At 45.8% G+C, this 26,496-nt stretch carries 19 protein-coding genes; 6 read left to right on the top strand and 13 right to left on the bottom strand.

Annotated elements, in window-relative coordinates; genetic code table 11:
• Nucleotides 1–2: 2 nt before the first annotated feature.
• The 4 genes from R3D00_28945 to R3D00_28930 form a co-directional block, all read right to left on the bottom strand.
• Nucleotides 3–611 (bottom strand): DUF3137 domain-containing protein, encoded by a 609-nt coding sequence (locus R3D00_28945; protein MEZ4777239.1) that lies wholly within the window; start codon nucleotides 609–611, stop codon nucleotides 3–5.
• 100 nt (nucleotides 612–711) lie between these two features.
• Nucleotides 712–2,292 (bottom strand): T9SS type A sorting domain-containing protein, encoded by a 1,581-nt coding sequence (locus tag R3D00_28940; protein ID MEZ4777238.1) that lies wholly within the window; start codon nucleotides 2,290–2,292, stop codon nucleotides 712–714.
• Nucleotides 2,293–2,487: 195 nt separating this feature from the next.
• Entirely contained in the window at nucleotides 2,488–4,068 is a 1,581-nt protein-coding gene (locus R3D00_28935) for a T9SS type A sorting domain-containing protein (protein ID MEZ4777237.1), read from the bottom strand.
• Nucleotides 4,069–4,108: 40 nt separating this feature from the next.
• Nucleotides 4,109–7,027 (bottom strand): carboxypeptidase-like regulatory domain-containing protein, encoded by a 2,919-nt coding sequence (locus R3D00_28930; GenBank protein MEZ4777236.1) that lies wholly within the window; start codon nucleotides 7,025–7,027, stop codon nucleotides 4,109–4,111.
• A gap of 115 nt (nucleotides 7,028–7,142) precedes the next feature.
• Between R3D00_28930 and R3D00_28925 the strand changes: the two genes are divergently transcribed.
• Nucleotides 7,143–9,992: a gliding motility-associated C-terminal domain-containing protein gene (locus R3D00_28925; protein MEZ4777235.1), complete on the top strand. Its 2,850-nt coding sequence runs from the start codon at nucleotides 7,143–7,145 to the stop codon at nucleotides 9,990–9,992.
• Nucleotide 9,993: 1 nt separating this feature from the next.
• Here R3D00_28925 and R3D00_28920 read toward each other — a convergent pair whose 3' ends face one another.
• The gene (locus R3D00_28920; GenBank protein MEZ4777234.1) at nucleotides 9,994–11,109 is read right to left on the bottom strand and encodes a PHB depolymerase family esterase; all 1,116 of its coding nucleotides are present in this window, start codon (nucleotides 11,107–11,109) and stop codon (nucleotides 9,994–9,996) included.
• A gap of 54 nt (nucleotides 11,110–11,163) precedes the next feature.
• On the opposite strand from R3D00_28920, the gene R3D00_28915 reads away from it, so the two are divergent.
• The gene (locus R3D00_28915; GenBank protein ID MEZ4777233.1) at nucleotides 11,164–12,255 is read left to right on the top strand and encodes a sorbosone dehydrogenase family protein; all 1,092 of its coding nucleotides are present in this window, start codon (nucleotides 11,164–11,166) and stop codon (nucleotides 12,253–12,255) included.
• A gap of 58 nt (nucleotides 12,256–12,313) precedes the next feature.
• Nucleotides 12,314–13,285 carry a 6-phosphofructokinase gene (pfkA, locus tag R3D00_28910; protein MEZ4777232.1) on the top strand — a complete coding sequence of 324 codons (972 nt, stop codon included), beginning with the start codon at nucleotides 12,314–12,316 and terminating at the stop codon, nucleotides 13,283–13,285.
• Here pfkA and R3D00_28905 read toward each other — a convergent pair whose 3' ends face one another.
• Nucleotides 13,286–14,170: a geranylgeranylglycerol-phosphate geranylgeranyltransferase gene (locus R3D00_28905; protein ID MEZ4777231.1), complete on the bottom strand. Its 885-nt coding sequence runs from the start codon at nucleotides 14,168–14,170 to the stop codon at nucleotides 13,286–13,288. It abuts the gene before it with no gap.
• 132 nt (nucleotides 14,171–14,302) lie between these two features.
• Here R3D00_28905 and R3D00_28900 point away from each other — a divergent pair, with 132 nt between their 5' ends.
• Both R3D00_28900 and hslV read left to right on the top strand, forming a co-directional pair.
• Nucleotides 14,303–14,887 carry an NADH-quinone oxidoreductase subunit I gene (locus tag R3D00_28900; GenBank protein MEZ4777230.1) on the top strand — a complete coding sequence of 195 codons (585 nt, stop codon included), beginning with the start codon at nucleotides 14,303–14,305 and terminating at the stop codon, nucleotides 14,885–14,887.
• A gap of 9 nt (nucleotides 14,888–14,896) precedes the next feature.
• Complete coding sequence (hslV, locus tag R3D00_28895; GenBank protein ID MEZ4777229.1) at nucleotides 14,897–15,433, top strand: ATP-dependent protease subunit HslV; 537 nt, start codon at nucleotides 14,897–14,899, stop codon at nucleotides 15,431–15,433.
• Nucleotides 15,434–15,450: 17 nt separating this feature from the next.
• Here the strand turns inward: hslV and R3D00_28890 are convergent, their stop codons facing one another.
• Both R3D00_28890 and R3D00_28885 read right to left on the bottom strand, forming a co-directional pair.
• Nucleotides 15,451–15,912 carry a hypothetical protein gene (locus R3D00_28890; protein MEZ4777228.1) on the bottom strand — a complete coding sequence of 154 codons (462 nt, stop codon included), beginning with the start codon at nucleotides 15,910–15,912 and terminating at the stop codon, nucleotides 15,451–15,453.
• Entirely contained in the window at nucleotides 15,896–16,432 is a 537-nt protein-coding gene (locus R3D00_28885) for a DUF6036 family nucleotidyltransferase (protein MEZ4777227.1), read from the bottom strand. Before R3D00_28885 ends, R3D00_28890 begins: the two co-directional genes overlap by 17 nt.
• A 181-nt stretch (nucleotides 16,433–16,613) precedes the next feature.
• Here R3D00_28885 and R3D00_28880 point away from each other — a divergent pair, with 181 nt between their 5' ends.
• Complete coding sequence (locus R3D00_28880; GenBank protein MEZ4777226.1) at nucleotides 16,614–17,978, top strand: T9SS type A sorting domain-containing protein; 1,365 nt, start codon at nucleotides 16,614–16,616, stop codon at nucleotides 17,976–17,978.
• A 70-nt stretch (nucleotides 17,979–18,048) separates the two neighbouring features.
• Here R3D00_28880 and R3D00_28875 read toward each other — a convergent pair whose 3' ends face one another.
• The 5 genes from R3D00_28875 to R3D00_28855 form a co-directional block, all read right to left on the bottom strand.
• Nucleotides 18,049–18,507, bottom strand: coding sequence for a hypothetical protein (locus R3D00_28875; GenBank protein MEZ4777225.1), 459 nt, complete (start codon nucleotides 18,505–18,507; stop codon nucleotides 18,049–18,051).
• A gap of 86 nt (nucleotides 18,508–18,593) precedes the next feature.
• Nucleotides 18,594–20,504: a tetratricopeptide repeat protein gene (locus tag R3D00_28870; GenBank protein ID MEZ4777224.1), complete on the bottom strand. Its 1,911-nt coding sequence runs from the start codon at nucleotides 20,502–20,504 to the stop codon at nucleotides 18,594–18,596.
• A 90-nt stretch (nucleotides 20,505–20,594) separates the two neighbouring features.
• A complete protein-coding gene (locus R3D00_28865; protein MEZ4777223.1) occupies nucleotides 20,595–22,859 on the bottom strand; it encodes a tetratricopeptide repeat protein in 2,265 nt (754 codons plus the stop codon).
• Between the two features lie 42 nt (nucleotides 22,860–22,901).
• Nucleotides 22,902–24,902 carry a thioredoxin domain-containing protein gene (locus R3D00_28860; GenBank protein ID MEZ4777222.1) on the bottom strand — a complete coding sequence of 667 codons (2,001 nt, stop codon included), beginning with the start codon at nucleotides 24,900–24,902 and terminating at the stop codon, nucleotides 22,902–22,904.
• Nucleotides 24,903–25,029: 127 nt separating this feature from the next.
• Nucleotides 25,030–26,415 carry a metallophosphoesterase family protein gene (locus R3D00_28855; GenBank protein ID MEZ4777221.1) on the bottom strand — a complete coding sequence of 462 codons (1,386 nt, stop codon included), beginning with the start codon at nucleotides 26,413–26,415 and terminating at the stop codon, nucleotides 25,030–25,032.
• Nucleotides 26,416–26,496: the final 81 nt, after the last annotated feature.

Genomic DNA, 26,496 nt, shown 5'->3' with positions numbered 1-26,496 from the left:
AATCAAATCGTAGCTGGATCATCTTCGTAGGCCGTACCGATCTCACAAAGATGATCCAGCACTTCTGTAAATAAATCATACAAATCGTGCAGCCGGACAATATCTTTGATCACTCCGTGAACCTGAAAGTAAAGCTCATTGATGCCTTCCGGGAATTTCGGCTGAAACCAACCCTCATCGTCCTTAAGTTGAAGATGAATCGCGGGCTGATAACTGATCAGTTCGCGAATTTTGGGGTTTGAAAACATCATCTTAAGTTTGCGCTCGTCATTTCCCTGGATGATAAAGGCATCGTCAAATTCCGGATATCCTACCACGACATCTTTTAGTCCAAAAAACTTGCCGATGTTGGTAAAGAAGTTTTCCCGGTAAATGGTAAACAGAAAATCATCCCGGTTGACATAAGGGGCGCGGATACGGGTTAAGGTTTGAGAAGTTTTACCGTTGGAGACAACATACGTGTCAAGTGTGATCACCCAGTTGCGGTGGTAGGCTACAACCTTATCTTTTCGCCGAAACCCTCCTGCCACAAAATCTGCATCCAGTTCCTGTGCAAGTTGTTTCCAGATTTCTTGTTTGCTGGGGCCAAATATGCCAAATTTATCGCTCATTCCTTCTTCTTTAGTTCCTTAAAGATGGGAGATTTTGAGGAAGGTCCAAAAAAAAACCGACCCAAAGGATCGGTTTTTTTATTTTCATGTAAGTTGTTTTTTATTCGAATATCACCTTACGGGTGGTCATTCCTTTGTTTGCGCGAATCTGAAGGATATATACACCTGAAGGAATATTACCACGTGAGATCGTAACTTCAGAGGTACGCAGACCACTATTGTACTGCAAGGTTCTGCCGGAAACATCCATCAATCTCACTTCACTGATCAGGTTGGAAGCATTTTCGTTGCGGATGGTCAGCAGGTTTTGAGCCGGGTTAGGGAATACTGTTAGGGCGCGGTCAAACAGTTCATTTTCAATAGAAGTTGTGTAAAGGCTCATCGCAATGACCATACGGGGAGCGAGATAGCCCATCACGGAGTCAATGTAGGTACGGCCTTTTGCAGCGGACATGTCAGGGTTACCGGCGCGGGCGTTACAGTTCATAACGGCACCGGAGTAGGGATTACCACCGGTAAAAGCATCCCAGTCAGCGATAAATGCTTCCTGATCCCACCAATCCCATGGGCTGCCTTCAGGTACTTTGGGAACCTGCACGCCGCCAAAACCGCAATCATAAGTATCAGGGGTAAACGGTCTGTCAAAAGGCATAAGGCCTTCAAGGTTCATAGCCAGAGTAGAGTCGTAGTTGTGGGAATTAGCTGCCAGGGTAAAGGGATCGGTCAGACCGGCATCGATGAAAAGTTGATGGTTGCCATATTGATTCTGCCGGTGGGCGATGGTATAGCTGCCGGAAAAAAATTGGATAATTGAAGGATGGGGGAAAGGCCAGATTATTCCCTGATTATTGTAAGATATTACAGGATCCTGAGGGGTTTGGAAACAAACTACCGGAACCGCACCAGAATCTATCCAGCTTGAATCCACCAACCCGCCGCCGAGGTTAAATGCAAGTCTGATTTCTGAAGCGTAGCCTGTATGATTGGGCATGTTCTGGGGAGTCTGGTTCGTTCCCCAGACATTGCCATGAATGGTAGTATCAATATAGGGTGCCCCGGTGCTGAGGTCAGTAAACATGGGCAATTTGATTTTTTCATATTTGTCGAGAAAGGCAGTTCCCAGAGAAATAAATCCACCTGTCCCCAGACCGCCAATGGTAATTTTATCGGGATTGATGCCATAGGTATTTCCGTTTTCAGCGACATCTTTGCAGAAAAATCGCACGAGGGTGCGGGCATCCTGTATTCCACGGTAAATAGCCTGAAGCAGAGTTGCATTCTGGACTTCCTGATTGGGGTTGACAAATTCATATCCCTGGCGGTAGAAAAAACATGCCACTACATATCCTCTTTTTGCAAGACGGGTGGCAATCTCCACAACTGCACTGTCTTTGATTGTACCATTAGGGCTACCGTTGATCGGCCTTGGAAGGAAGTAGCCTGTACAGGCAAGCAACACGAGTGCGCGGCTGGTGTCGTTGTCGTTGGCTGGGTAATAGACATCCATAATCAGGTCTTTGAGACCGGCAGGTGGGAAGACTGAGAAATTGGTCGCATAGATTATACTGTCCAGTCTGACCACATCTGTGAAAACCTCATCCAGATACCGATTCTGGGCATTGGCCTGGCAGTAGAAGAGCAGGCAAAATGTGGATAATAGTAATGTATTTGCCTTTTTCACAATCAACAGGTGAAGGGTATGGAGCAGGTTGCGAAGAAAGTACTAATAAGTTATGCAGTAATCGTAGGATTTCCAAGCAAAAACAGATCGACCCTACCATTTTGCTGGCAAAAACCGCCGGAAATTTTCCCCTAAGAGAGCAAAAAAAAAACCGACCCAAAGGATCGGTTTTTTTATTTTCATGTAAGTTGTTTTTTATTCGAATATCACCTTACGGGTGGTCATTCCTTTGTTTGCGCGAATCTGAAGGATATATACACCTGAAGGAATATTACCACGTGAGATCGTAACTTCAGAGGTACGCAGACCACTATTGTACTGCAAGGTTCTGCCGGAAACATCCATCAATCTCACTTCACTGATCAGGTTGGAAGCATTTTCATTGCGGATGGTGAGCAGATTTTGGGCCGGGTTGGGGAACACCGTAACTGCGCGGTCAAACAGCTCATTTTCAATAGAGGTTGTATAGAGGCTCATCGCAATCACCATACGCGGAGCGAGGTATCCCATGACGGAGTCGATATAAGTACGGCCTTTGGTCGCAGACATATCGGGGTTGCTGGCGAGGGAGTTACAGTTCATCACAACACCGGGGAAGGGGTTGCCACCGGTGGCCAAATCCCAGTCACTGATAAAAGCTCCCTGATCCCACCAATCCCATGGGCTGCCTTCAGGCACTTTGGGAACCTGTACACCGCCAAAACCACAATCATACGCACCAGGTGTAAACGGCTTGTCGAAAGGCATCAGGCCTTCAAGGTTCATTGCGAGGTCTGCATCGTAGTTGTTGGTATTTGCAGCAACAGTAAACGGATCGGTAAGACCTGCATCGATAAAAATCTGGTGATTGCCATATTTATTTTGAAGTTTGGCTACGGCATAACTTCCTGCAGCTTCATCAATTACCGTGTTTCCTGTTGTAGGCACAATAACTACCCCAATATCATAAGGTGCATTGGGATCCTGAGGCGTATGGAAGGATACTACAGGTGCATCTCCGGGATCAACCCAGCTGGAGTCTCCCAGCGCACCGCCGAGATTGAAGGCAAACTGTATTTCGGAGGAATAACCCAGGTGGTTGGGTACGTTTTGCTGGGTTTGGTTTGTGCCCCAGATATTGCCGTGAACGGTAGTATCTACAAATGGAATACCGGTAGTAAAATCGGTAAACTTGGGAAGTTTGACTTTTTCATAATCATCGAGGAATACTGCTCCCATAGAGATATATCCACCGGTTCCTACCCCACCGATAGCAATTTTGTCGGGGTTGATTCCATAAGTATTGCCATATTCTGCAACATCTTCACGGAAAAATCTGGCAACCGTACGTGCGTCCTGAATACCGCGATAAGCAGCCTGAAGCAGGGTAGCTGTCTGAATATCCTGACTGGGGTTGGTAAAACTCCATCCCTGACGGTAAAAGAAAGAAGCGACTACGTATCCTCTTTTTGCTAATCTTTGCGCCAGTTCTACGACTGTACTGTCTTTAATCGTTCCATTTGCACCACCGTTGATCGGGCGGGGGAGGAAGTTGCCGGTACAAGCCAGCAGTACAAGTGCACGGTTGGTATCCTGGTCGCCAGCAGGATAGTACACATCCATGATAAGATCTTTCAAACCCGCAGGAGGAAAAACAGATATATTAGAGCCGTAAACGATACTGTCAATTCGCACGACATCTGTAAACATCTCATCCAGATATCGCTGTTGTGCATCAACCTTGCCGGCAAACAGGCAGCAAAAGCCGATTAGGAGTAGCGTAAGTGTTTTTCTCATTTTTAATTGCATTAAAGGTTAAGGTAATTTTTGTTTAATTTTAAATAGTATCCAGTTCGGTAAGAATGGTAAAATACCCCATACGACCGACTCTCGGTCCGCCGTATAGTTGATATACTTTATTGTTGAGTACGTTTGAAGCCCCTAATTTAAACGTAGTTTTGATTTTGGGAACTCTTTTGTTTACCTGTAAGTCCAGCAAATCATAAGTGGGGATTTGTCCGGTAAATTGGGGCGAACCTTCAAATACAAATCCCTGAATCCATTTGTAATTGACGCTAAACCCAACGTCTTTGATCTTCAGGATCGTGGCATTACGGGCAGATACACCGATATTGAACTTATGTTCTGGTGTATTATAAGCCGGAATGATCGGATCATCAGACTGAGAGGAAAGGCGGTTCCAGGAATAATTCCCATTTACAGAGTAGATTGGACTGATAAAATAGCTAAGCCCCAGCGATGCGCCCTGAGTAAAAACCACATCTGTAGCATTGGCCGCAACGCGGTAAGGCTGGGCAGCGATCAGGATATCGGGGAAAGTAGGAGAAAACCGCACATCTACCCCAATATTGTACCCCAGAAAATCTTTGTACCGGCTGAAATAATAACTGGCATCGACATATAATTTATTAAACCACATCGACCGGTAGCCCACCTCAATGGTCTGTACTTTTTCCGGCTGAACAGGTTTGATATTAAAATATTTGACCAGGCTGGCATCCTGTGGGGAAGTTTCGAAATACTGACGCAGCGAGCTGGTATCAGCGAGGTTATTAAATCCATTCAGATTCCCTACCAGAATCGCTCTGCCCACATCGTAATACAGGTACTGGTCAGCCAGCGTTGGGTTTCGAATAGCGGAAGAAAGCGCGATACGAATAACATCTCTTTCATTCAGATTATACACGGCTGATACCGCATAGGAAGGTACAAAGTTGAAGTTCTGATTTTTGTCTACCCGAAGCGTTGCGTTCAGCGTCAGGTTTCCGTCTGCAAATTTTTTCTGAATCCCGGTGTAGGCACCCACTTCCCAGTTGATGATCTGGTTAAATGAGGAGTCAACTTTTACCCGGGTTCCATCGGGTTGTGTCTGCCAGACATAGGAGAGGGTATCACTGAAAATCGAACCTTCTGAAATAGGCGCATAGATTCGAGTATTGGCACCAACGGTGACTTCGGCCCATTTTGGCTGAAATTTATATTCTCCATGGAGGTGATACAGGGAAGATCTGTCCACCAGACGGGTTCCTCCCCTGCTGATAGGTGTGGAAGTGATTTCATCAAATGCCTGCTGAAACTCAGGCGTACCGGGAACCAGCCTGGGAAACTGATAGTTGTCCGCATAATTGCGCGCGAGAGCATGCCATGCCGTGAGAGAATCGATATTTCCCGCCAGCACACTATTGGCTACATCAAATTGATAGGGAATCGACTGTTTGGGGAAATTTTCCAATGCCATCACTCTTCCCCGCATACCTCCTCTGAGGCCGTTGACACCTTGTGTGGGGGGTACGTAAAATTGGTTGGAGGTAGAAAGTCCCGCCCAATAGTTGCGATAGTCCGTACTCCAGGTGATATCATCCTTTACTCTTTCCTGAAGGCGGAAAGCTGTAAATACGGCATCATACGAGTTCCCGGCATTTTCATTGGTTGCATAGGCACGCAGGAAAAATTTATTTTCTTTACGAATCTCCAGGCGGTTCTGGAAAAACAGAATATCTTTCAGACTATACCTGTTGTCGCCCTGCATGACGGTGGTTCCATTACCAAAATTACTGGCCGCAATCAGCTCCACATCTTTTGCTACTTTATAGTGAACCGCTGCTGAAAGTTTGAGGTTTCGTGTATTGTAATCTACCAGATCCAGCTCCTGATAGCCGGTGCGATGCCATCTGCCCAGGCCGGGGTTAATCACCTGATCATTGACGCTGGTGCCATTATTGATACCACCATTCAGGTTTTCGTCGCCATAGCGGTTAACGGCATCATAGTTGCCCGGATTATATGCCTGAACTTTGGAATCGTCCACAGGGTCGAGATTGTCAGCCTCCCAGTCGTCAGCCCTGAGATAATAGATATTCACCTTAAAAGCCAATTTATCTATGCCCTCTTTATTGGCAAAAGCTCGGGCATAGCGCATGGAAAATTCGCCCAGATTCCGTTCTCCTACTCGCGCCATGACCGAAAGCCCTCTGTGCTGAAAAGGGTTTTTGGTACCCATGCTGATCACCCCGTTAAATGCGTTGGGGCCGTAGAATGCAGAACTTGCCCCTACGATCAAATCTACTTTTTCGACATCCAATTCTGAAGCACCCAAAAAATTGCCAAGAGAAAAGTTAAGTCCCGGTGCCTGATTGTCCACACCGTCAATAATCTGAAGGGAACGAACAGGCGCAGAACTATTAAAACCACGGGTGTTGATCACTTTAAAGCCAATACTGGCAGAAGTGAGATCTACGCCTTTAAGAGAGCCCAGCGCATCGTAAAAGTTGGCAGAAGGCGTCTCTTTGATACCATTGATCGAAATAGACTCAATCGAAAGGGGGGATTGTTTTTGTCTTTCGACATACGCACTGGTAAAAATATTTACCTCATCCAGTGTAACTGCGCCACGTTCCAGCGCAACCTTTACTTTCTGCTCCGGACCGGTTACGATATAAGTAAGAGTATCATATCCGATATAGCTTACAAACAGGGGAATGGGAAAAGGCTTATTGGTTTTTAGGGAGAATTTTCCATTTTCATTGGAGTAAGCGCCATTGGTGGTTCCTTTAACCAAAATCGTAGCTCCTACAAGTGCCGAGCCATCGTCAGAACTCATCACCTCTCCTTCTATGGTAACCTGTGCGGAAACCAGAATTATCCCAAAACCAAGAATAAATACCAGCAGGTACCGTTTTAAATCAAAAGATAAAGATCGGACTTTACCGACGGAGTAGTAGTAGTTTTTGGCCATACAAAGCGTGTTTAGCGAGTGCTGATTATAAACCGTTTAGCTAATATATCAAAAATCAACGAATTAGTTTTATTTTTACTTTTCTCAGCTTGTGTAATCCCCAATAATTCCTCTGATGAAGCGTATTTTACTTTTTTTAACTATTGTGGGTCTTCCTTTTGGTCTTTTTAGTCAATTTGCCCTTAACGGCTCGGCTGTACCCAATGGTCCTACGTGTTATACCCTTACCCCTGCGCTCGGCTCACAAGCCGGCTCCGTTTGGTATACAAACTTAATTGACCTGAGTCAAAATTTTGAGTTCTATGCGCAAATTTTTTTAGGATGCAGTGATGGCGGGGCTGATGGGGTGGTTTTTGCTTTTCAATCTGTAAGTACAAGTGTAGGAAGCCTGGGGGGAGGAATGGGTTTTGCTGGTATTAGCCCATCTATTGGAGTAGAGTTTGACACCTACCAGAACAGCAACTGGGGCGACCCGGTGGCCGATCATATGGCGATTATTTCCAACGGAAATGTGAGCCACCTGGCGCCTACCAACCTCGCCGGGCCTGTAAGTATGCTTCCAACCAACGGTAATGTGGAAGACTGCCAGTATCACGACCTGCGCGTAAGCTGGAATCCTTTTACTGACAGCCTGAATATTTATTTTGATTGTAACCTTCGCCTCACTTACGCTGGCAATATTATCAATACCATATTTGGCGGAAACCCTAACGTGTACTGGGGATTTACGGCCGGCACGGGTGCCTTGAGCAATCAGCAGGGGTTTTGTGTCGATTATCTCTCATTTGGGCTCGATACGCTGGTCTGCCAGGGCGATACGCTTCAACTGGGGGTTGGGAGTGGGGTTTCTTACAACTGGACCCCAGCCGCAGGGCTTAGCAATCCCAATATTGCCACCCCTCTTGCTTTCCCCGATAGCACAACCACATATATCGCTGCAATCACCGACAACTGTGGGTTTGTCCGCACCGAGACTTTTACCATTAATATAGAACACGACTCCTCCCTCAATATTGATCTGGGAAATGATACAATTCTCTGTCCGGGGCAATCTATCCTATTGGATGTATTCAGGCCGGGTCCCACTTACCTTTGGCAGGATGGCTCCACGGGTTCCACCTTTAATATTACGACTCCCGGGCTTTACTGGGTAGAACTGGAAAATATCTGTGGCACAAAACGCGACTCCATTGTAGTTACGGCACAAATACCTCCGACTGTGAATCTGGGAAATGATACTACCTTATGCGCAGGCACAACCCTTGCGCTGGATGTAACCTTTCCCAATGCCATTTATGAATGGCAAAATGGATCCGGATCAGCACAACAGACCATTTCAACCCCGGGCACTTACTGGGTTGTTGTCAGCAATCACTGCGGATTTGACAGGGATTCGATTGTCGTTTCATACGAATCGCCTCCCGTACCTGTCAGCCTCGGAAACGATACGATCTTGTGCAACAATAGTATTCTGACACTGAATGTAACCCAACCATCGTCTACCTATCTCTGGCAGAACAACTCGACATCGCCTTCCTTTACCATTACCGGGCCGGGCCTCTATTGGGCGCAGGTAACCAACCTCTGTGGTGTGGATCGCGATTCTATCAATATTGTCTATGACCAAACACCAGTTGTCAATCTGGGAAATGATACGGCATTGTGCCAGGGAAGTATCCTGATCCTCAATGCAGCATGGACGCCGACATCGACTTATTTATGGAATAACGGCTCAACTGCATCCGGCCAGATTGTCAATGCACCAGGGGTTTATTCTGTGACCGTCAGCAACACCTGCGGTTCTGCTCAGGACGACAAACGAATCGAATATCTCACTCCCCCGCCTGCAGTAAATCTCGGAAGAGATACCTTGCTTTGTATGGGGCAAACGCTTCAACTGGCCACCGGCCAAACGGGAGTCAGCCACCTCTGGCAGGATGGTACTACCGGTGCCGGGTTTACGGTAAGAAATCCGGGAACTTACTGGGTGCGGGTTACCAATGAATGTGGCTTTGTGTCGGATACCATTAAAGTAACTTATACCACCGCGCCTATTTTCGATCTGGGTAAGGATACCGTATTGTGTGAGGGCGAAAGTGTCTCCTTTGATGTAACCTGGCCAGGGGCAAATTATCTGTGGGACGATCTGGTCATCAGCCCGACCCGTACCGTTACCACTTCAGGTGTGTACCACGTTACACTTTTCCATCAGTGTGGCGACAGAGAGGATGAAATCGCGGTGGAATTTATCGCAAAACCCTTGCCCGTAAATCTCGGCGATGACCTTACGCTTTGTACAGGGGATACGGTTTTCTTTGATGTAACACAGTCCAATGTGCGCTACCACTGGCAAAACGGATCTATTCTGCCTACCTATACCGTGCGCAGACAAGGAGAATATCAGATCCGCGTCTATAATCAATGTGGGGAGGAGACAGATGATCTGTTGGTGAAATATGTAACCCCGCCCTCCGTAACCTTCGGTCAGGACACCATCCTCTGCGAGGGTGATACCTTCGCGCTTGACGCTTCACAGGGGCAGGCGGTAACTTATCGATGGAACAATGGCAGCAGCGATTCTGTATTTCAGGTAACACAACCTGGTTTATATACAGTAAGCGTGGAAAATATATGCGGAGTGGATGGAGATTCTGTATTGGTCGGCGGACATTCTTGTTTTTGCGCTATTTATGCACCTACCGCTTTTTCGCCCAACAGCGACGGATTCAACGATTTCTTCCAGTTGTATTATGACTGTGATATTCTTGGAGGAACCCTCAAAGTTTTCAACCGGTGGGGGGAAGCCGTATTTGAGACAGACAATCCAGATGGTGTATGGGACGGGTATTTCCGCAGCCATATGGTGCCGGAAGGCGTATTTGTCTGGGTATTTGAATATGAATACCAGGACGCGGACAGAGTTCGCTCGATCTCTGAAACAGGAACGGTAACGGTGATCCGGTAAATTACTCCTTTATCAGTTTCTCTACCACTATACCGGAAGGTGTCTGAATTTTAATAATGCAGATACCTTCCGGCCATTCTTTTGTATTGATCCGCATCAAACCATTTGGCGGGCTATATTTTCCGGAGAAAAACTGCTGTCCGGAAATGGAAAATACATCAACCGTGACAGGCTCATTTACCAGCAACTTTACATGTAGTGATTCCCTGAAAGGATTAGGGTAAAGAAGGGAGACTGTACGAATATCTTCTTCTGTTCCTGTTGTAGCCAATGGCCGGGGATTAGGATGTTTGTGCTTTCGGAAGAAAGCCCAGATTTCCTGACTGGCGTCTATATCCTGATTTGTATTTTCATTGGGAAGCAGGAATACCGCACCCGGCCAGGTATGCCCACCATTATTTACTCTGAAAAGAATTACCTCCGCACTATCTGCGCATCCACCAAAATCAAAGCGAGTGACGGTTGATCCTTCATTGACCTTATCGGGCAGATGGGTGCTGTCAGTTGTCAGGCATTGATTATTTGCCTGCCAGAGACTTAATACACTATCTACTGGCCGGTAAAATAAATTTCCGCCATTGTATGGAACAACCTGATCAGCAGTACCATGAATATGAAGCACCGGCAGGGTCCGCCCCGGGTTACAGGTTCCTTCCACAAAAGCAGTCATTGTACCTGCTACAGAGGCTATGGCCGCAATTCTGTCTGAGAGTTCACAGCCCAGATAATGGCTCAAAAAACCGCCATTGGACATTCCCGTAGCAAACACTCTTGCCGGGTCTATGGCATACAAACTGCCCAGTTTATCAATTAAAGCAGAAACAAACCCGAGGTCATCCGTGCCGCCGATTACAAAACCCGCATTCCATGCATTCAGGATACCGTCAGGATATACAACAATAAAGCCGGCAGTATCAGCAATCAGACTAAATCGCGTGTAAAACTCCTCTTCGAATGCATTAGAGCCCAGTCCGTGAAAGTTGAAAATAAGCGGTACAGGAGATGTCGGAGAATAACCTGGCGGTACATGAAGACGGTAATATCGCCAGGTACTATCGTGAAATATTGAATCAATCTTCGTCTGCGCTTTGCCTGTCACCGAAAAAAAGGAGAACATTACACAGCAAATAAAGGTTATAGAATTATGCATCATTTCTCAAAAACCTTAGCAATGATATTCCTGGTGCTCTCCGGATGTCTAAACGCTAACTTAATTAACGAAAAAAATCCGCCGATAGAAAAAATAAAACTGCCAGCAGGTTTTAAAATTGAAATTTTTGCGGACAGTGTGTCCAATGCACGTTCCCTTGCTTTAGGTGAAAACGGGACCATATTTGTCGGTACACGATCAAAGGGAAATGTATATGCCGTGGTCGATGCCGACAAAGATCATAAAGCTGAAAAAATCTATACCATTGCCACGGGCCTGAATATGCCCAACGGGGTGGCATTTCGCAATGGTTCGCTCTACGTGGCCGAGGTGGACAAAATCTGGCGGTATGACCAGATTGAATCGCAATTGGAAAACCCGCCCGCCCCGGTGCTTGTCTTTGACCAGTTGCCCAATAATGCCTGGCATGGCTGGAAGTATATTGCATTTGGTCCTGACGACAAATTGTACATTCCGGTAGGTGCACCCTGTAATATCTGCCTTTCAGAGGAAGAAATTTACGCTTCGATCTCCCGTATCAACCCCGATGGCAGCGGGCACGAGATTTATGCCCATGGGGTTCGCAACTCGGTGGGCTTTGCCTGGCATCCCGAAAGTGGCGATTTGTGGTTTACCGACAATGGAAGAGACTTTCTGGGCGACGACCAGCCTGCGGACGAACTCGACCACGCCCCAAAGCCCGGAATGCATTTTGGTTATCCATTCTGTCATCAAGGCGATATTCCAGATCCCAAGTATGGCGAAAAAAGATCATGCGATGAATTTACCCCACCTGCACAAAAGCTAAATCCACACGGTGCTGCGCTGGGCATGAAGTTTTATACCGGAAGTATGTTTCCGGAATCCTACCACAACAGAATTTTCATTGCCGAACATGGTTCATGGAACCGTTCGGAGCCTATTGGTTACAGGATTTCTATGGTAACGCTGGAGGGAGACAAAGCCGTAGCTTTTGAGCCTTTTGCCGAAGGGTGGCTGGACAATGGAAAAGCCTGGGGCCGTCCGGTGGATGTACTGATACTGGAGGATGGCTCGATGCTGGTTTCTGACGATCATGCTGATCTGATTTATCGTATTTCCTATCAACAGTAGTGTTTCAGCTTTTCATTTCCATACTTCAGACTTATATTCGGCGTCCAAACAACAAACTATGAAACGAATTGGTGTATATACTTCCGGAGGAGACGCCCCCGGAATGAACGCGGCTATACGCGCAGTGGTCAGGGCTTCGATCTCCAACGGAATTGAACCTTTTGGGATCATGCGCGGATATGAGGGGATGATTGATGGAAATATCTTCGCCATGGATGCAAAGTCTGTAAGTAATATCATCCAGCGGGGTGGTACTATTCTTAAGACCTCCAGAAGCGAAAGATTCCGTACCGTAGAGGGGAGAGAACAAGCTTTTCAAAACCTGAGAAAACATGAAATAGACGGGCTGGTTGCCATTGGCGGAGATGGAACTTTTGCAGGTGCAAAAGCTTTTTCATCAGAGCACAACATTCCTGTTATCGGCGTGCCGGGCACGATAGATAACGACCTTTACGGCACAGATTTCACCATTGGTTATGATACAGCGCTCAATACCGCAATGGATGCGATCGACAAAATCCGTGACACAGCAGACTCCCATAACCGATTGTTTATCATAGAGGTAATGGGACGAGATGCGGGGTTTATTGCCCTGAATACTGGTATTGCAGCTGGTGCAGAGGCCGTACTGATCCCCGAAACCCCCACATTTATTAATGATATTATCTCAAAACTGGAGCAAGGCTGGCTACGAAGTAAGTCGTCCTCTATTATCGTGGTGGCAGAGGGAGACCAGGGCGGAGGGGCTTTTCAGGTAGCGGAGGAAATCAAGCAAAAATTCAACCATTACTCTATCCGGGTAGTGGTGCTGGGGCATATTCAACGTGGCGGTACCCCTAGCTGTGCCGACCGGGTACTGGCCAGCCGTCTGGGTGCAGCTGCTGTTGAAGGGCTGATGGAAGGATTGTCAAATTCTATGGCAGGTATTATTGGAGGCCAGGTGCAATACACGTCATTTATCAAGGCTTGCAAACAACATCAGTCGATCAATCCAAACCTCCTCAAGCTGGTGGAAATCCTTTCGGTCTAGTCACAAAAAAAATAGCGTAACAATTCCTGTCAGCATCAAATACTTCAGATAACGGCTCTGTCTGCCAAATGCGACGGGTTCTGTAGATTTGGAGAGATGAATCATCAGCCAGACGGAAGGAAGCTGGACGAGTACAAATGACAAAATCAGATACAACCAGTTGGTCTCTTCTCTGACCATCAGCAGGTACAAAAAAGGAAGATAACAGGAAATCAAAAATACCACATAAAGGATCATCAGAATCCTTTTCGTAGTAGCAATACCTACCTGAATGGGTAAAGTGCGTAAACCATAGGTTAGATCCCCTTCAATATCCTCCACATCTTTGGTAATTTCTCTGATAAAAGTAACCTCAAAGGCAAAAACAATGGTCCAGATCAACGCCATATTGAGGTCATCATACAAATAAGAAGCAAGAATGAGCACCAGGGCGATAAGGAAAGAGATCACCAGATTGCCTGCTACACTCACCCGCTTGAAATAGCTGGCGTAGAAGAAAAGTAAAAATACAGAAAGGAAATTGATAAATGTGACAACGTATTTCCCGTGGTAAAACCCCAGATAACCAAGCGAAAACAGTAACACAACGCCATTGATAATAAAATAAAAGGTCAATACTTTTTTGACAGAAAGAAAAGCGTTGACAACTGTTTGCCCCGGCTTGTTGATTCTGTCTATACGAAAATCATACACATCATTGATCCAGTATCCGGTAGCGGCAATCACAGCAATGGTGAATGCCGTCGCCCAATACTTTGGATCAGATAGAAAATCCAGATGGCGATGATTGACCAGAAAACAGGATACAGAAAATGCCACCAGGGAGATGAGTACATTTACCGGGCGGGAAATAAGGATGAAATATTTAAAATCCCTCCACATCATGAGACGAATGTAATCAATTTTCTCTCTTTGATGACCTTTCACCCAACAATTCAGGAAAATGTTTGGTTGAATGAGGAAAGACTGATAATTTTAACCGACTTTATATTCAGGCAGCATATTCAGACAGAATGTATGGCAACGAAACAAGGCATTATCAAGGGTAGCAAAAAAGAGCGCAATCTCGATTTTATGGGAAAGTTGTATTTCCCTGAAATTTTCAAAGGCATGTGGTTCTCCTTCAAGCACATGTTTAAACCAACGGTTACGATCGAGTACCCGGAGAAAAAGCCTGTTCTTGGGGCTGAATTTCGGGGAAGACCCGTACTCGTAGCTGAGGAAGGCAAAGAGCGTTGTGTAGCCTGCGGGCTGTGTGCGCGTGCGTGCCCGCCTTTGGCAATCAGTATGCAGGCTGCAGAAATAACCGATGACAAAAAGGAACGATATCCCGAAACCTTTGAGATAGACATGCTCCGCTGCATCTTCTGTGGATATTGTGAAGAAGTATGCCCCGAAGAAGCGATTGTCATGAGCCCTGACTATGAGTTTAATTTCAGCTCCCGGGAGGATGCCGTTTATGGCAAAGACCGGCTGGTCATTGACAAAGAGCAGCTTGCCCCACGCCTGAAATTTCTCGAAGAGCGTCGTAACAAAAACTTTGGCGACGTTTTCAACTTCAAGAAAGACAACAACATCCATACCCTACGCAACCGGGAGTAAACAATAGAAATGCCCACAATTCACGCAACAACTGTTCTTGGCATTATCCACAACGGCCAGGTAGCCCTGGGTGCTGACGGACAGGCAACTATGGGCAATACCATAGCCAAAAGTAACGTCAAAAAAGTGCGTAAGATCGGCGATGGTAATATCATGGTAGGTTTTGCCGGCTCGACTTCTGACGCTTTTACGCTGGTGGAAAAATTTGAGGAAAAACTCAATATGCACCGGAACAATCTTCGCCGCTCGGCAATCGAGCTGGCCAAAGACTGGCGTACCGACCGTTACCTCCGAAAACTGGAAGCAATGCTGGTGGTAATGGATAAAGGAGAGGGGCTGATGATAAGCGGAACCGGAGATGTGATCAGTACAGATGAGGGAATCCTCGCCATCGGCTCGGGTGGAGTATATGCCCGCTCTGCGGCATTAGCCCTAAAAAAACACGCCCCGCATCTCAGTGCGGAAGAAATGGTGCGGGAAAGCCTGACCATTGCTGCGGATATCTGCATCTACACCAACCACAATCTGGAGATTTTGACTTTGTAGGGAAGAATTTCAGCGTACTATTTCTGACCGCTTTGTGTTTGCTCAAATAATACCACAGCCAGTTTTGCAAAAGATGGTAAGCCTCTGCTGATCGTTGCCTCAATAACCTCTCCGTTTCGAAATCGTCCGTATTTTGCAACATCATCATAGGTCCAGCGATTTGCAGCCATCATATTCTTAAAACGGGATGTCCAGTCTTTCCTGATCTTTTCTTCCATCACCGTCTTGTAATGTATCCAATGCGCTTCAGTTATCTCGCCTGGTTGGTAATACATTAGACGGACAAATTCCAATCGTATCTCCAGTTCGCTAAATTCCGGGTGCTGGGAGCGTATCCAGGAAAAGGTTTGATCTATACCCATATTAGCAAAATCAAGCGCTATTTGGAAACGCTTCTCAGGAGAAAAGGTATTGATGATCGCAACCTGACGTCTGGCAGCATCTTCGGTTACATTTATTTTTTTACCCCAGAAGTCCATGTGTAGGAAGCTTTAGTTTGGTTGTCCACAATTGGAGGTATTCCATATTAAGCGTTTCATCCAGCAGTAAAAAACGTAAGTCTTCCATTTGTTTCTCACTGTGGCTTAAATTATACCATTTCAGCTTTGAAATAATTAAATCCTCACGTGAGGACATATAACATGAAATTCCTAAAAAACTGACTTTTTGCCTGCGATTAAAAGCTGACCAATTATACTCAGTATCTTGAAATGTCATAAAATCATATCTGATTCCTGTGTCAAAATCAGTTATATTAAACAGCATTCCACTTTTTACATCTGCTTTAAAGGCATCTTCAAATCCTTGCCATGCTGGAAAGTATTTTAATATTTTATTTACATGATCAGGTAGAATTTGTAAGACCAAGTCAATATCATTGGTTGTCCTGGCACGGTTGTGATAACTTACTGCAAATCCACCTACAATCATGTAGTCTATTTGTTCCGCATCCAGGGCCTCTGATATTTTGCGCAATGCTATAGAAAAAATATTCTCCATACCCAAAATTAACAAATGTTAACCCAAATTCCTAGAACATATCTGCATCTACACCAACCACAATCTGGAGATTTTGACTTTGTAGGGGATACCCTCCACCCAAAATCACCCAAAAGGGTAATTGAGTCGCCAATCCTTTTTCAGGAGCTTGCAGGAGCTTTACAACAAAATCTCCTGACAAATGAAAAATCTTACTGAAATTCTCATCTTATGCCTGCTTTTAGGTGGTTTCGCCGCTTCCGCACAGAGTCCCATTCCTATCCGCGAAACGACCCGCTTCCCCGATAGCCTGCTTTACACGGCTTCAGCCGTACTCCCCGATGGCAAAGTGATCGTATGGGGAGGTCAAAAACAGGAATTCGCACCCAATACTAAAATATGGCTGAGCAAAAAGTCTTACATCTATGATCCTGCAACAGAAACCTGGGCAGAGGGACCAGACCTGAATGCCGAGGTCATAACCCCCACCGTTGTTACGCTTCCCAATGGCAATATCGTTTCAATGGACGGACAAGGTTATAAGTCTATTTTTACCCTTGACAGCATCATGCTGCGCACCCATGGGGTAGAAATGTACGACGTAACTACCCAGACCTGGGTCGAACTGGATACCGTACCTTTTGGAGATTCGCCTTACACCGGTACATCTGCGGTTGTCACGCCTGATAGCAATATATGGCTGACGTCAACCAACGGAGACTACGCCACCTTCAACACAAAAACAATGCTTTGGACTGACCAAAGCGGGCTTTTTGGGCCATTGGATGCCGGTGGCCGACCGATAGTTGTACTTGACAACGGAATTCTTTTTCATACAGGTGCAGGTGGCCAGTATTACAACATTTCAACCCAAAGCATCACTTATGCCGATCCCATTATTCCGATGTATCCCGGCAATGTAGTTAAACTTTCAGACGGAAGAATTCTGACCTGGGATGATGGTTTTTCTTTTAGTCAGGAAGCAATCATAGTGAATGCTACGGGCACAGGATCAACGATCACTGATAGTCTGGTAATTCCGGGACAGGCGACCGCCGGAGTTCTTATGCCTGATGGAAAAGTATGGGTTTTTGGCTTTGGAGAGTTTAATTTTGGCCCACATACCCTTCTTCAAATATTTGATCCTTCCACAGATACCTGGTCCTCTCCCGGTACCTATAGCTTTCATCCGGAAATTCTTGGGGGTTACCATATGCACCTGCTTCACGACTCTAGCCTGGTAGTCATTACCACGCTCAAGACTGCATCCTATCGCATCAATGCGGGCGAGGGCTCCACGGCGATCAAATCCCTGTTATCTCCAATGGAATGGAGGATCTTGTATGAGCCGCAGGCGAAGATGCTTTCGATTGAATCGCTGGAGGGTACGGGCAAAATGACGGTTGATTTCAGCCTGATGGATTTGCAGGGGAAAATCATTTTGCAACAGGCTTATATACCATCAGAAGTTTCTGTTTCCCTATCACATATATCACCGGGCATATATATTGCCCGTCTGTTGCGCGAGGATGGCGCCTGGATGGTGAAGAAAATCAAAGTGGACTAAAAAAATAAGGGTAATTCAATCTGTATTGCACACATTGAATTACCCTTTAAATATCTGTTAGTTATCTGCCTCAGCGGCTGACAATTTTATACTGGCTTCCCTTTTCCTGAACCTTAAAAGCTATATACCTGCTGTAGTCAAAACCCTTTTGTTTGGCCCATGTGCGCAGTTTGGGGGAAGTTCGAAAATAGTCATAAGGAAGGCGGCGCCCCATCGCAGCGCTTACATGCACGAATACCATTTCTCCTTCAGGCGTACTTTTGGCGAGTCTCACATCCTGAACCTGAAGTTTGCTGAAAACATTTTTAAAGAAGAAAAGCGTATCATTGAAAATATTTTTCGGCAGAGGAGCCGTAAGTTCACGGGAAATAAGCTCTCCATTAGCGGACTGTATAGTCTGGAAATGTTTAATGGTAAATGTTTTCATTGGACCTTTTACCCAAAGGAGAGAGTCATTGATCCATCTTTGTGCAGACACTGATGAAAAAGTGATGACAATCAGAATGATAAAAGCGGATAACGATTTCATTGTAAATCTGTGTTTAAGGTGATAAAAAGATTTACTATTTAGTTACGGTACACTTGCAAAACGTAACATTACGGGCAAATATTTCCTCACTTTTTTGTCCCGACCTTATAATCGACCGGCAGATCTACGATAAATGTGCTTCCGTTTCCCTGACTGGAGAAAACGCTGATTTCGCCTCCGTGGAGGTGTACGACTTTCTGGCAGATGGCCAAACCTATGCCTGTGCCGGGATATTCCTCCTGGGTATGGAGGCGCTGAAATGCTTTAAAAATCTTTTCCTGGTATTCCGGAGATATCCCAATGCCATTATCTTTTACCTCGAAACGGTTGTATTCATTTTGGCGGTAAAAGGAAACCATTACTTCCGGAATACGCCCTGAAGGCTGAAACTTCATGCCATTGCTTATCAGGTTTTGAAATAATTGTAAAAGCGCCGAGTAATTTCCCTTGATCGTGGGCATTTCTCCGAAAGAAATCCTGGCTTGCGTCTCTACAATCTGCTGATCGAGGTTTACTTTGACCGAACGCATCAGGTCGTTCATATTTACCTCCTGATCAAACGAATCAGTTTCGCCGACATTGGAGTAAACCAGAAGATCGGACAAGAGCGTATGCAATCTGAACACGCCTCCCCGGATAAATTCCACATATTCTTCGCCTTCTTCCCCCAACAGATTGCCGTATCGTTTTTGCAGAAGACCTGTATAGCTTCCTATTGTGCGAAGAGGTTGTTTCAAATCATGGGAAACCGCATGTGCAAAGTCTTCCAACTCCCGGTTCGACATTTCCAGTTCGTGATTTTTCGATTCAATTTCTTTTTTCTGGGCAGAGAGTTTCAGATTCGTTTGAGTTTGAATTCTGTAACGATAGTAGATCACAACAAGGATTACCAACAAAAAAACCCCGGCAGTAATTCCCAGCATAGAAAAATTACGCAGCCTGTTAATATTCTGGTTTTTTCGAAGTTCTTCAATCTCATGCTCTTTGGTTTCCAGTTCATGTCGCCCCTGAATGGCAGAAATAGACTCCGATTTATTCTGATTAAACAGGCTATCTTTTATCTGTGTGTAAAGGCCCTGGTAATGAAATGCCTGGCGGTAGTCTTTCTTTAGTTGATAATTTTGGGAAAGGCCCAGATAAGCATCCCGTATATTTTCCAGCGTACCGGTTTCCATTGAAAGCTGGAGTCCTTCTTCCAGAAGAGGCTGTGCTTTTTCGAAGTTTTTTTCCTGGATAAAAATTCTGGCAAGCCCAATATCGTTGAGAGAAATATCATATTTGCTTTGAAGCTGCTGGCTAATCGCCAGCCCATCTTCATAATGAGATCGGGAATTTTCAAACATATGCATTCGCCAGAACAGGTTGCCCATTTTTGCGTGAGAAAATGCCTGCCCTTTTTTGTCTTCAATCTTTTTGGCAAGAATCAGGGCATCAGCGAAAGAAGAAATTGCGGCCTCAAAGTCGTCTTGTTTTTCGTAAATCTCGCCTATGCTGATATAAGAATATACCATCCCCACAGAGTCCTTAATATTGGTTCTCAGATCCAGGGATTTTCGATAAAAGTCGAGCGCCTGCGCCAGGTTTCCCTGGATATCTGAAATCTGCCCGATATTGTTATAGGAGCGGGCAAGGCCAATTTCATCATTGATCCTTTTGCGAATCTCCAATGCCTTGAGAAAATGGTCGAGTGCTTCGTCATAATCTCCCTGATAGCGGTTGATAAGACCTATGGTATGATGGGCTTCTGCGCGGCCATGGTCATCGCCAATTTTACCTGACTGGTACAGGGATTCCCGGGCATAGAGCAGTGCCTTTTCCGGGTCATTTGTCTTTAACTCAAACGCGAGTTCTTTAAGCAAATCAATCCGTTCTTCTTGTGTTTCGGCTTCTTTCAGCCGATTTTCCAGGGCATCAATTGTCAATTCCTGTGAATACACAGGAGCACAGATCAGCAGCAAAATAAGCCATGCGAGTGTTTTGGAAACAGGCTTTATCATTAATTAACCTGAATAAAGTTACAATTAAACAAAATTTCGGGTCATTTTCTGAATGATTTTATATTCAATTGAACTTCTGTTTCGTGCTTTTTATGAAATATCCCGGGGGAGGGAAAAATAGAATGTGCTTCCATTGCCAGGAACAGAATCTACCCATATACGGCCTTTATGCCATGCCACGATCTTTTGTGCGATGGCCAGTCCTATGCCTGTGCCGGGAAACTCTTCACTTGTATGTAATCTTAGAAAGGCATGAAAGATTTTTTCCCGGTACTCTGGTGCTATCCCGACGCCATTATCTTTCACCGAAAAAACATGTTCTCCCTGGTCAAACACATATCCGATTTGGATTTCGGGAATGTCCTCAGAAACAAATTTTAAACCATTGGAAACGAGTTGGGTCAACAACTGCGTCAATCCTGAAATATTGCCGGAAACTGTGGGTAAGTCAGCGGCCACAATATGTGCCGATTTTTCTTTTATCTGATTTCGCAATGTATATTTCACCACAGAGACAACTTCGTTCATGTTGACTTGTTCAATCGAAGAAAGCTGCTGATTGATCTGTGAATAATCCAGTAAATCGGAAACCAGTTCATGGAGATTTCGGACGCCGTCAGAGACAAAATGCAGAAAAGACTTGCCATTACTGTCAAGTATATCTGAGAACTTCCGGTCCATCAGGGTAGAATAATTAGAAATCGTGCGCAGTGGCTGTTTCAGGTCGTGGGACACTACATGGGCAAACTGATCGAGTTCTATATTGGAAATAGCTAATTCTTTATTTTTTGCTTCAATCTCCTGCTTTTGCTGGGCGAGCATGACATTGGCCCGGATCTGAATCTGGTATCGGATATAGACCATTGAGAGAATACTCAGTATAATTATTCCCGCCATCCCAATCAGCATCCCATAGCGGGTCAGTTGATTGACTTCGCGCTGAAGATTTAATTCATGAATCTGATTCTCCTTTTCGATTAGTTCATATTCCATCTGGATATCACCTATTGTACGGGACTTTTCTTCCATGAATATGCTGTCCTTTATATGTTCATACTGAACATTATAATTAAATGCTTTTTCAAACTGATTATCATATGCGTAAAATCTGGCCAGGTCGCGATGAGCATCACGGATGATGGTCGCAGCGCCGATTTTACTGGCTATGAGAAGGCCCTGAAGCATGGCCTTTTCAGCGAGGTTTCGTTCGTTGGTAAGAAGATAGAGATTCCCAAGTTCAAGTTCAGAGTTTGCCTGGCCGATTTTGTCGCCGGTATCGATCTGTATTTTCCGGGCTTCCTGATAGTATTTGATTGCCTGTGGATAGTTTTTTATCGCCTTACTCACATGCCCTAAACCGAGAAGGTTGGAAGTAATGGCCTCGGTATTCCCCATATCGCGAAACAAAGCCAGAGACCTTGAGTAATAGTCTATCGCCTCATCATATAACAATTGAAGTTCTTTGATCTGCGCCACAGAATAGTAGGTATCCGCTTCTTCGACCCGGCTTTCGCTCCTGATTTTAATTTTCATTGCCTGCTGATAGTACATCAGCGCGTGGTTTAAGTCGCCTTGTTTCTGAAAAACATCTCCAATATTCCGGTAAGAAGCCATCATCCCTCGCTTATCTCCCAGCTCTTTTCTGATCTTCAGGGCCTTCAAATGATTTTCAAGAGATTTATTGTATTGCCCCTTCTCCATAAAAATAATACCCATATTATTTCGCACACTTGCGATCCCACCCAATTCTCCCAGAGATTCATATAACTGCAGTGCCTGTGTTTTGGCGTAAAGTGCGCTGTCAAACATTCCAAGTTTGCTATAGGTAATGCCTAAACTGGTGAGAGACCAGGCCTCAGACATTTTGTCATCAAGCGATTTCCTTATTTTCAGGGATTTTTTGTGATAATAGAGTGCAGAGTCCATATCTCCTTTCATCTCTGCAATATTGGCGAAGGTCTGATAAGTACTGGCAAGCCCGGATTCATCATCCAGAGACTGGAAAAGTTCATAAGACTCCTGGTTTGCCTGCGTGGCGCCATCGTAATCACCTATATGATACCATAGAAAAAATGCCTTATCGAGCGTAGCCCGGGCAAGCCCGTGGGAATATCCGATTTTTCGGGACAAAGTGATTGCCTCATCAAGATGTATAATCGCCGCGGTGGGGTCATCGGCCTCTACCACCTGCGACAATCGGGTAAGTAACTTCACCTTGTTGCTATCTTCCGGGGTATCTTCAAGTACTATAAGGAGACTGTCCAGTTCTGGCTGCTGGGCATGCGTATGAATGGGCAGACTAATTACCATCCAAAATCCAAACAAAAAACCGATCAGTTCCCGCACTGACATCATATCCCGGATATATTAAGCGATACTCCCCACGAAAACCAGTCATCACTCCATTTGTGCAAGAGCCTCTTCCACAGTGGATACCGGCAACTGGCAAACGCCTTCTTCACACACATACAACCATGTCCCTTCCTGAAATCTCCCTTCAAGCAAAGGCAGGTTTACCTCCTCTGCTGATCCCGCAAAAATCCGGCCGGGATGGTAATATCCTTGCATTTTTCTCCGAAAATCGTGTACTTTTTCTCCGGTAATTGCTATTTCGTAAAAGGGGAAAACCTCTTTCAGGGCCAGAAGCCCCCAATAGGCATGCCATGCAGACGATTCGATGAAGGATTCCTTCATATTTGCCGCCATCTGCTTCAATTGCCGAAGGTATTCCGGCTCGCCATACAACAGCCCCAAAGCATGAAGATTGTGGGCCATCACGGCATTCGAAGAAGGAATCACGTCGTCCTGGGTTTCTTTTTTACGTCTCACCAGCACTTCCTCTTCATCTGAAGTGTAAAAAAACATGGCGGTATGTCTGTCAAAAAAATGGGCGCTGACATAAGCCGTATGCAACTGCGCCTGAGACAGCCATTTCCCATCAAAAGTAACCTGATACAACGCGATATACGCTTCAATCACCAGTGCGTAGTCATCCAGAAAACCTGAAATGGTGCGTTTTCCCTCTTTATAATTTCGGTACAGCTTTCCGCCTTCGGTCATTTTATCAAAAATAAAATTGGCATTGCTTAGCGCAGCCTCAAGAAAACGTTCCTCCCCAAATACCCGGTAGGCATCGACATATCCTTTGAGCATCAGCGCATTCCAGGATGTGAGAATTTTGTCGTCAAGTCCGGGATGAACCCGCTTTTCTCTCACTGCCAATAGTTTTTGCCGGCACTCAGCCATTTTAGCTTTGAAAGCTTTTTCGTCCAACTTCCAACGAAAAGCAAACTGGCTCTCTGTTTCGAGGGTAAATAAAATATTTCGCCCCTCCCAGTTCCCCATAGGATTGGCGTTGTAGTAATCGGCAAACAGTTTGGTATCTTCGTCCAGGGCGTATTCAAATTCTTCGTAATCCCAGAGATAATATTTGCCTTCCACCCCTTCGCTGTCGGCATCAAGCGACGAATAAAATCCACCCTCTGGAGAAGTCAGCTCCCGCTGTACAAAGTCCAGGGTGCGATAGACTACCTCCCGGTACAGATCTTTGGGTTCCAACTGCCAGGCTTCGGCGTACAGCGACACGAGTTGTCCGTTGTCATAGAGCATTTTCTCAAAATGGGGCACTTTCCAGTAGGGGTCCACCGAATAGCGGGCAAAACCTCCCCCAATCTGATCAAAAATACCGCCAAAGGCCATTTTTTCCAGAGTTACGGTTACGGCCTCAGCAACCTTGGGGTGGCCGGTAAAATAAGCCGCGCGCAGTAGGAAGAGATTATTGGCCGGGAGGGGAAATTTATTGGCAGAGACTGCACGTCCACCCCATTTAAAGTCCACCTGAGCCATCCAGTCTTCGAGGACCTGATCGATTTCGTCTTCAGAAAGGCCAGAGGTATCGCGGGAGACCACCACCTGGTCCATTGAGTTCATGGCACCGACGAGGTTGTCGGCGACTTCAATCGCACGTTGTGGCTGGTTTTCATACAACTCCTGTACCTGTTGCAGGACGCTGATCCATTGGTCTTTGGGGAAATAGGTCCCTCCATAGATGGGGCGGCGGTCGGGGAGGGCAATGGCATTGAGGGGCCAGCCACCACGCTGGGTCATCAGCATGACCGCATCCATATAAATTTTATCTACATCGGGTCGCTCTTCGCGATCGACTTTGATGCATACAAAGTGCTCGTTCATCACCCGTGCAACCGCTTCATTTTCGAAGGATTCGCGTTCCATCACATGGCACCAGTGGCAGGCGGCGTAGCCGATGGATACAAGGATTAATTTATTTTCAATTCGGGCCTTCTCAAGCGCCTCCTCTCCCCAGGGATACCAGTTGACGGGGTTGTGGGCATGTTGAAGCAGATATGGTGAAGATTCGTTGATGAGCGCGTTGGGCATAGGAAATGGGGTAAAGATTTACGTTGTAATACTTCACCGCGAAGATAGGCAATTTTGAGGAGGGGAAACCACGAGAATCTTTGCTCTCTTTTTCTGAATACCCAAATCGACGCCAGACTTACAACGATCACTCTCTTCCCGTACGTTTCTTAAACTGCTGAAACCTTGTCTGATATTCTTTTACCTCCACGGTGTCCATATTTTGAATATATCGGGGTGGAAGATCTCCGAAAATGGGCATTCCCGCCGGCGTAAGGTCATAAAAGGTATTGGAACGATTTTTTTCCTTTACCAGGGTAAATGCATCATACAGTTCGCCCGTTACCGTAAACGCCTCATATTTCAGACTATCATTGCTGATATGCACGACCTGATATAGCTGAAGATTCACTGCTGCGTTGTCCATCCAGTCTTCAAATCCGGAGATATACATTTTGGGACCACTTACCGATACCACATATACAGGGCCTGATTTGGCTTTGACTCTTGCACCGTGGGTTTCGTTGCCTCCTCGGCCATAAGTATGATCATGTCCCTGCAGTACGAGGTCAACGCCGTATTTATCATACAACGGCTTAAAGGCCGCCCTCAGTTCCGGATTGTCGCGCCCAAATGCCGGGGAATAGATCGGATGGTGGTGCACTACAACGGTCCAGCGCATCGGGTTGTTTTTCAGTACGGTTTCCAGCCAGTCAATCTGGGACTTTTGGGCTTTCTCATTTTCAAAAAAAGCTTGTGTATCAAGAGAAATAAATCTTGTGCCTTGAAAGTCAGTATAATACACAGAACGCTCCAGCCCTTCAGGCCCGTTCTCAGGCAAAGTAAATAGTTTGTCCCAATGTGGGGTAAGTTCACGTGTGGTGGCTTCAGGGCTTCGTTTGCCGTATTCGTGGTTTCCGGGAACAGGCAGAGAAGGCAGCATCCCATAAATCCAGCCTCCGGCGTAAAACCATTCACCCCACTCGGCATCACTTCTTCCACGGTTGACCAAATCCCCTGCATGGATCATAAAATCGGCACCTGGTGCCTTTGTATAAGCCTCGCGGATGGCCCTTGACCAGAGCGACTTCAGATCATTTTGGGCGTCGCCAAAGTAAATAAAAGAAAATGGTCCGGGCTTTTCGGATGCGGTAGTAAAATGAAACCATTCACTCCAGGCAGAATCGTTGCCTACGCGGTAGGCGTATTTTGTCGAAGGCTGTAAGCCGCTAAAATTTACCGAATGGTAAAGCGCCACAAGCCCTTCTGCATTCAGGAAATCATCAGTCGCCGGAATTGTTATCGCGCTTTTGGGAAAATCAGGTGTCGCACTGGCTACGGCAATCTGCGCAGCAGACCCTGAGGCGTAGATACTCGTTCGCCAGGTAACCGCCTGCGAATGAGCGGGATCGTCTTTCCAGGTGAGGATCACCCTGTCAGGAACTGCCGAAGGCAAATAACGCTGTGCAAAAACAAAATGGGAGATAAAAAACATCCCCATAAGCATAATAAAGATTCCTTTTCGTGAATTCATTTTCCTTGATTAATATGTTTTTTTGCCGGTGGCTGAGATTCCGGTGGCTTCGGGAGCCTCAGCCACCCACCAGTTTTGTCC

The organism is Bacteroidia bacterium (assembly GCA_041391665.1).
Lineage (GTDB): Bacteria > Bacteroidota > Bacteroidia > J057 > J057 > JAGQVA01.
Note: the sequence above shows the minus strand (reverse complement) of the source record. Positions and strands in the feature narration are given on the sequence as shown.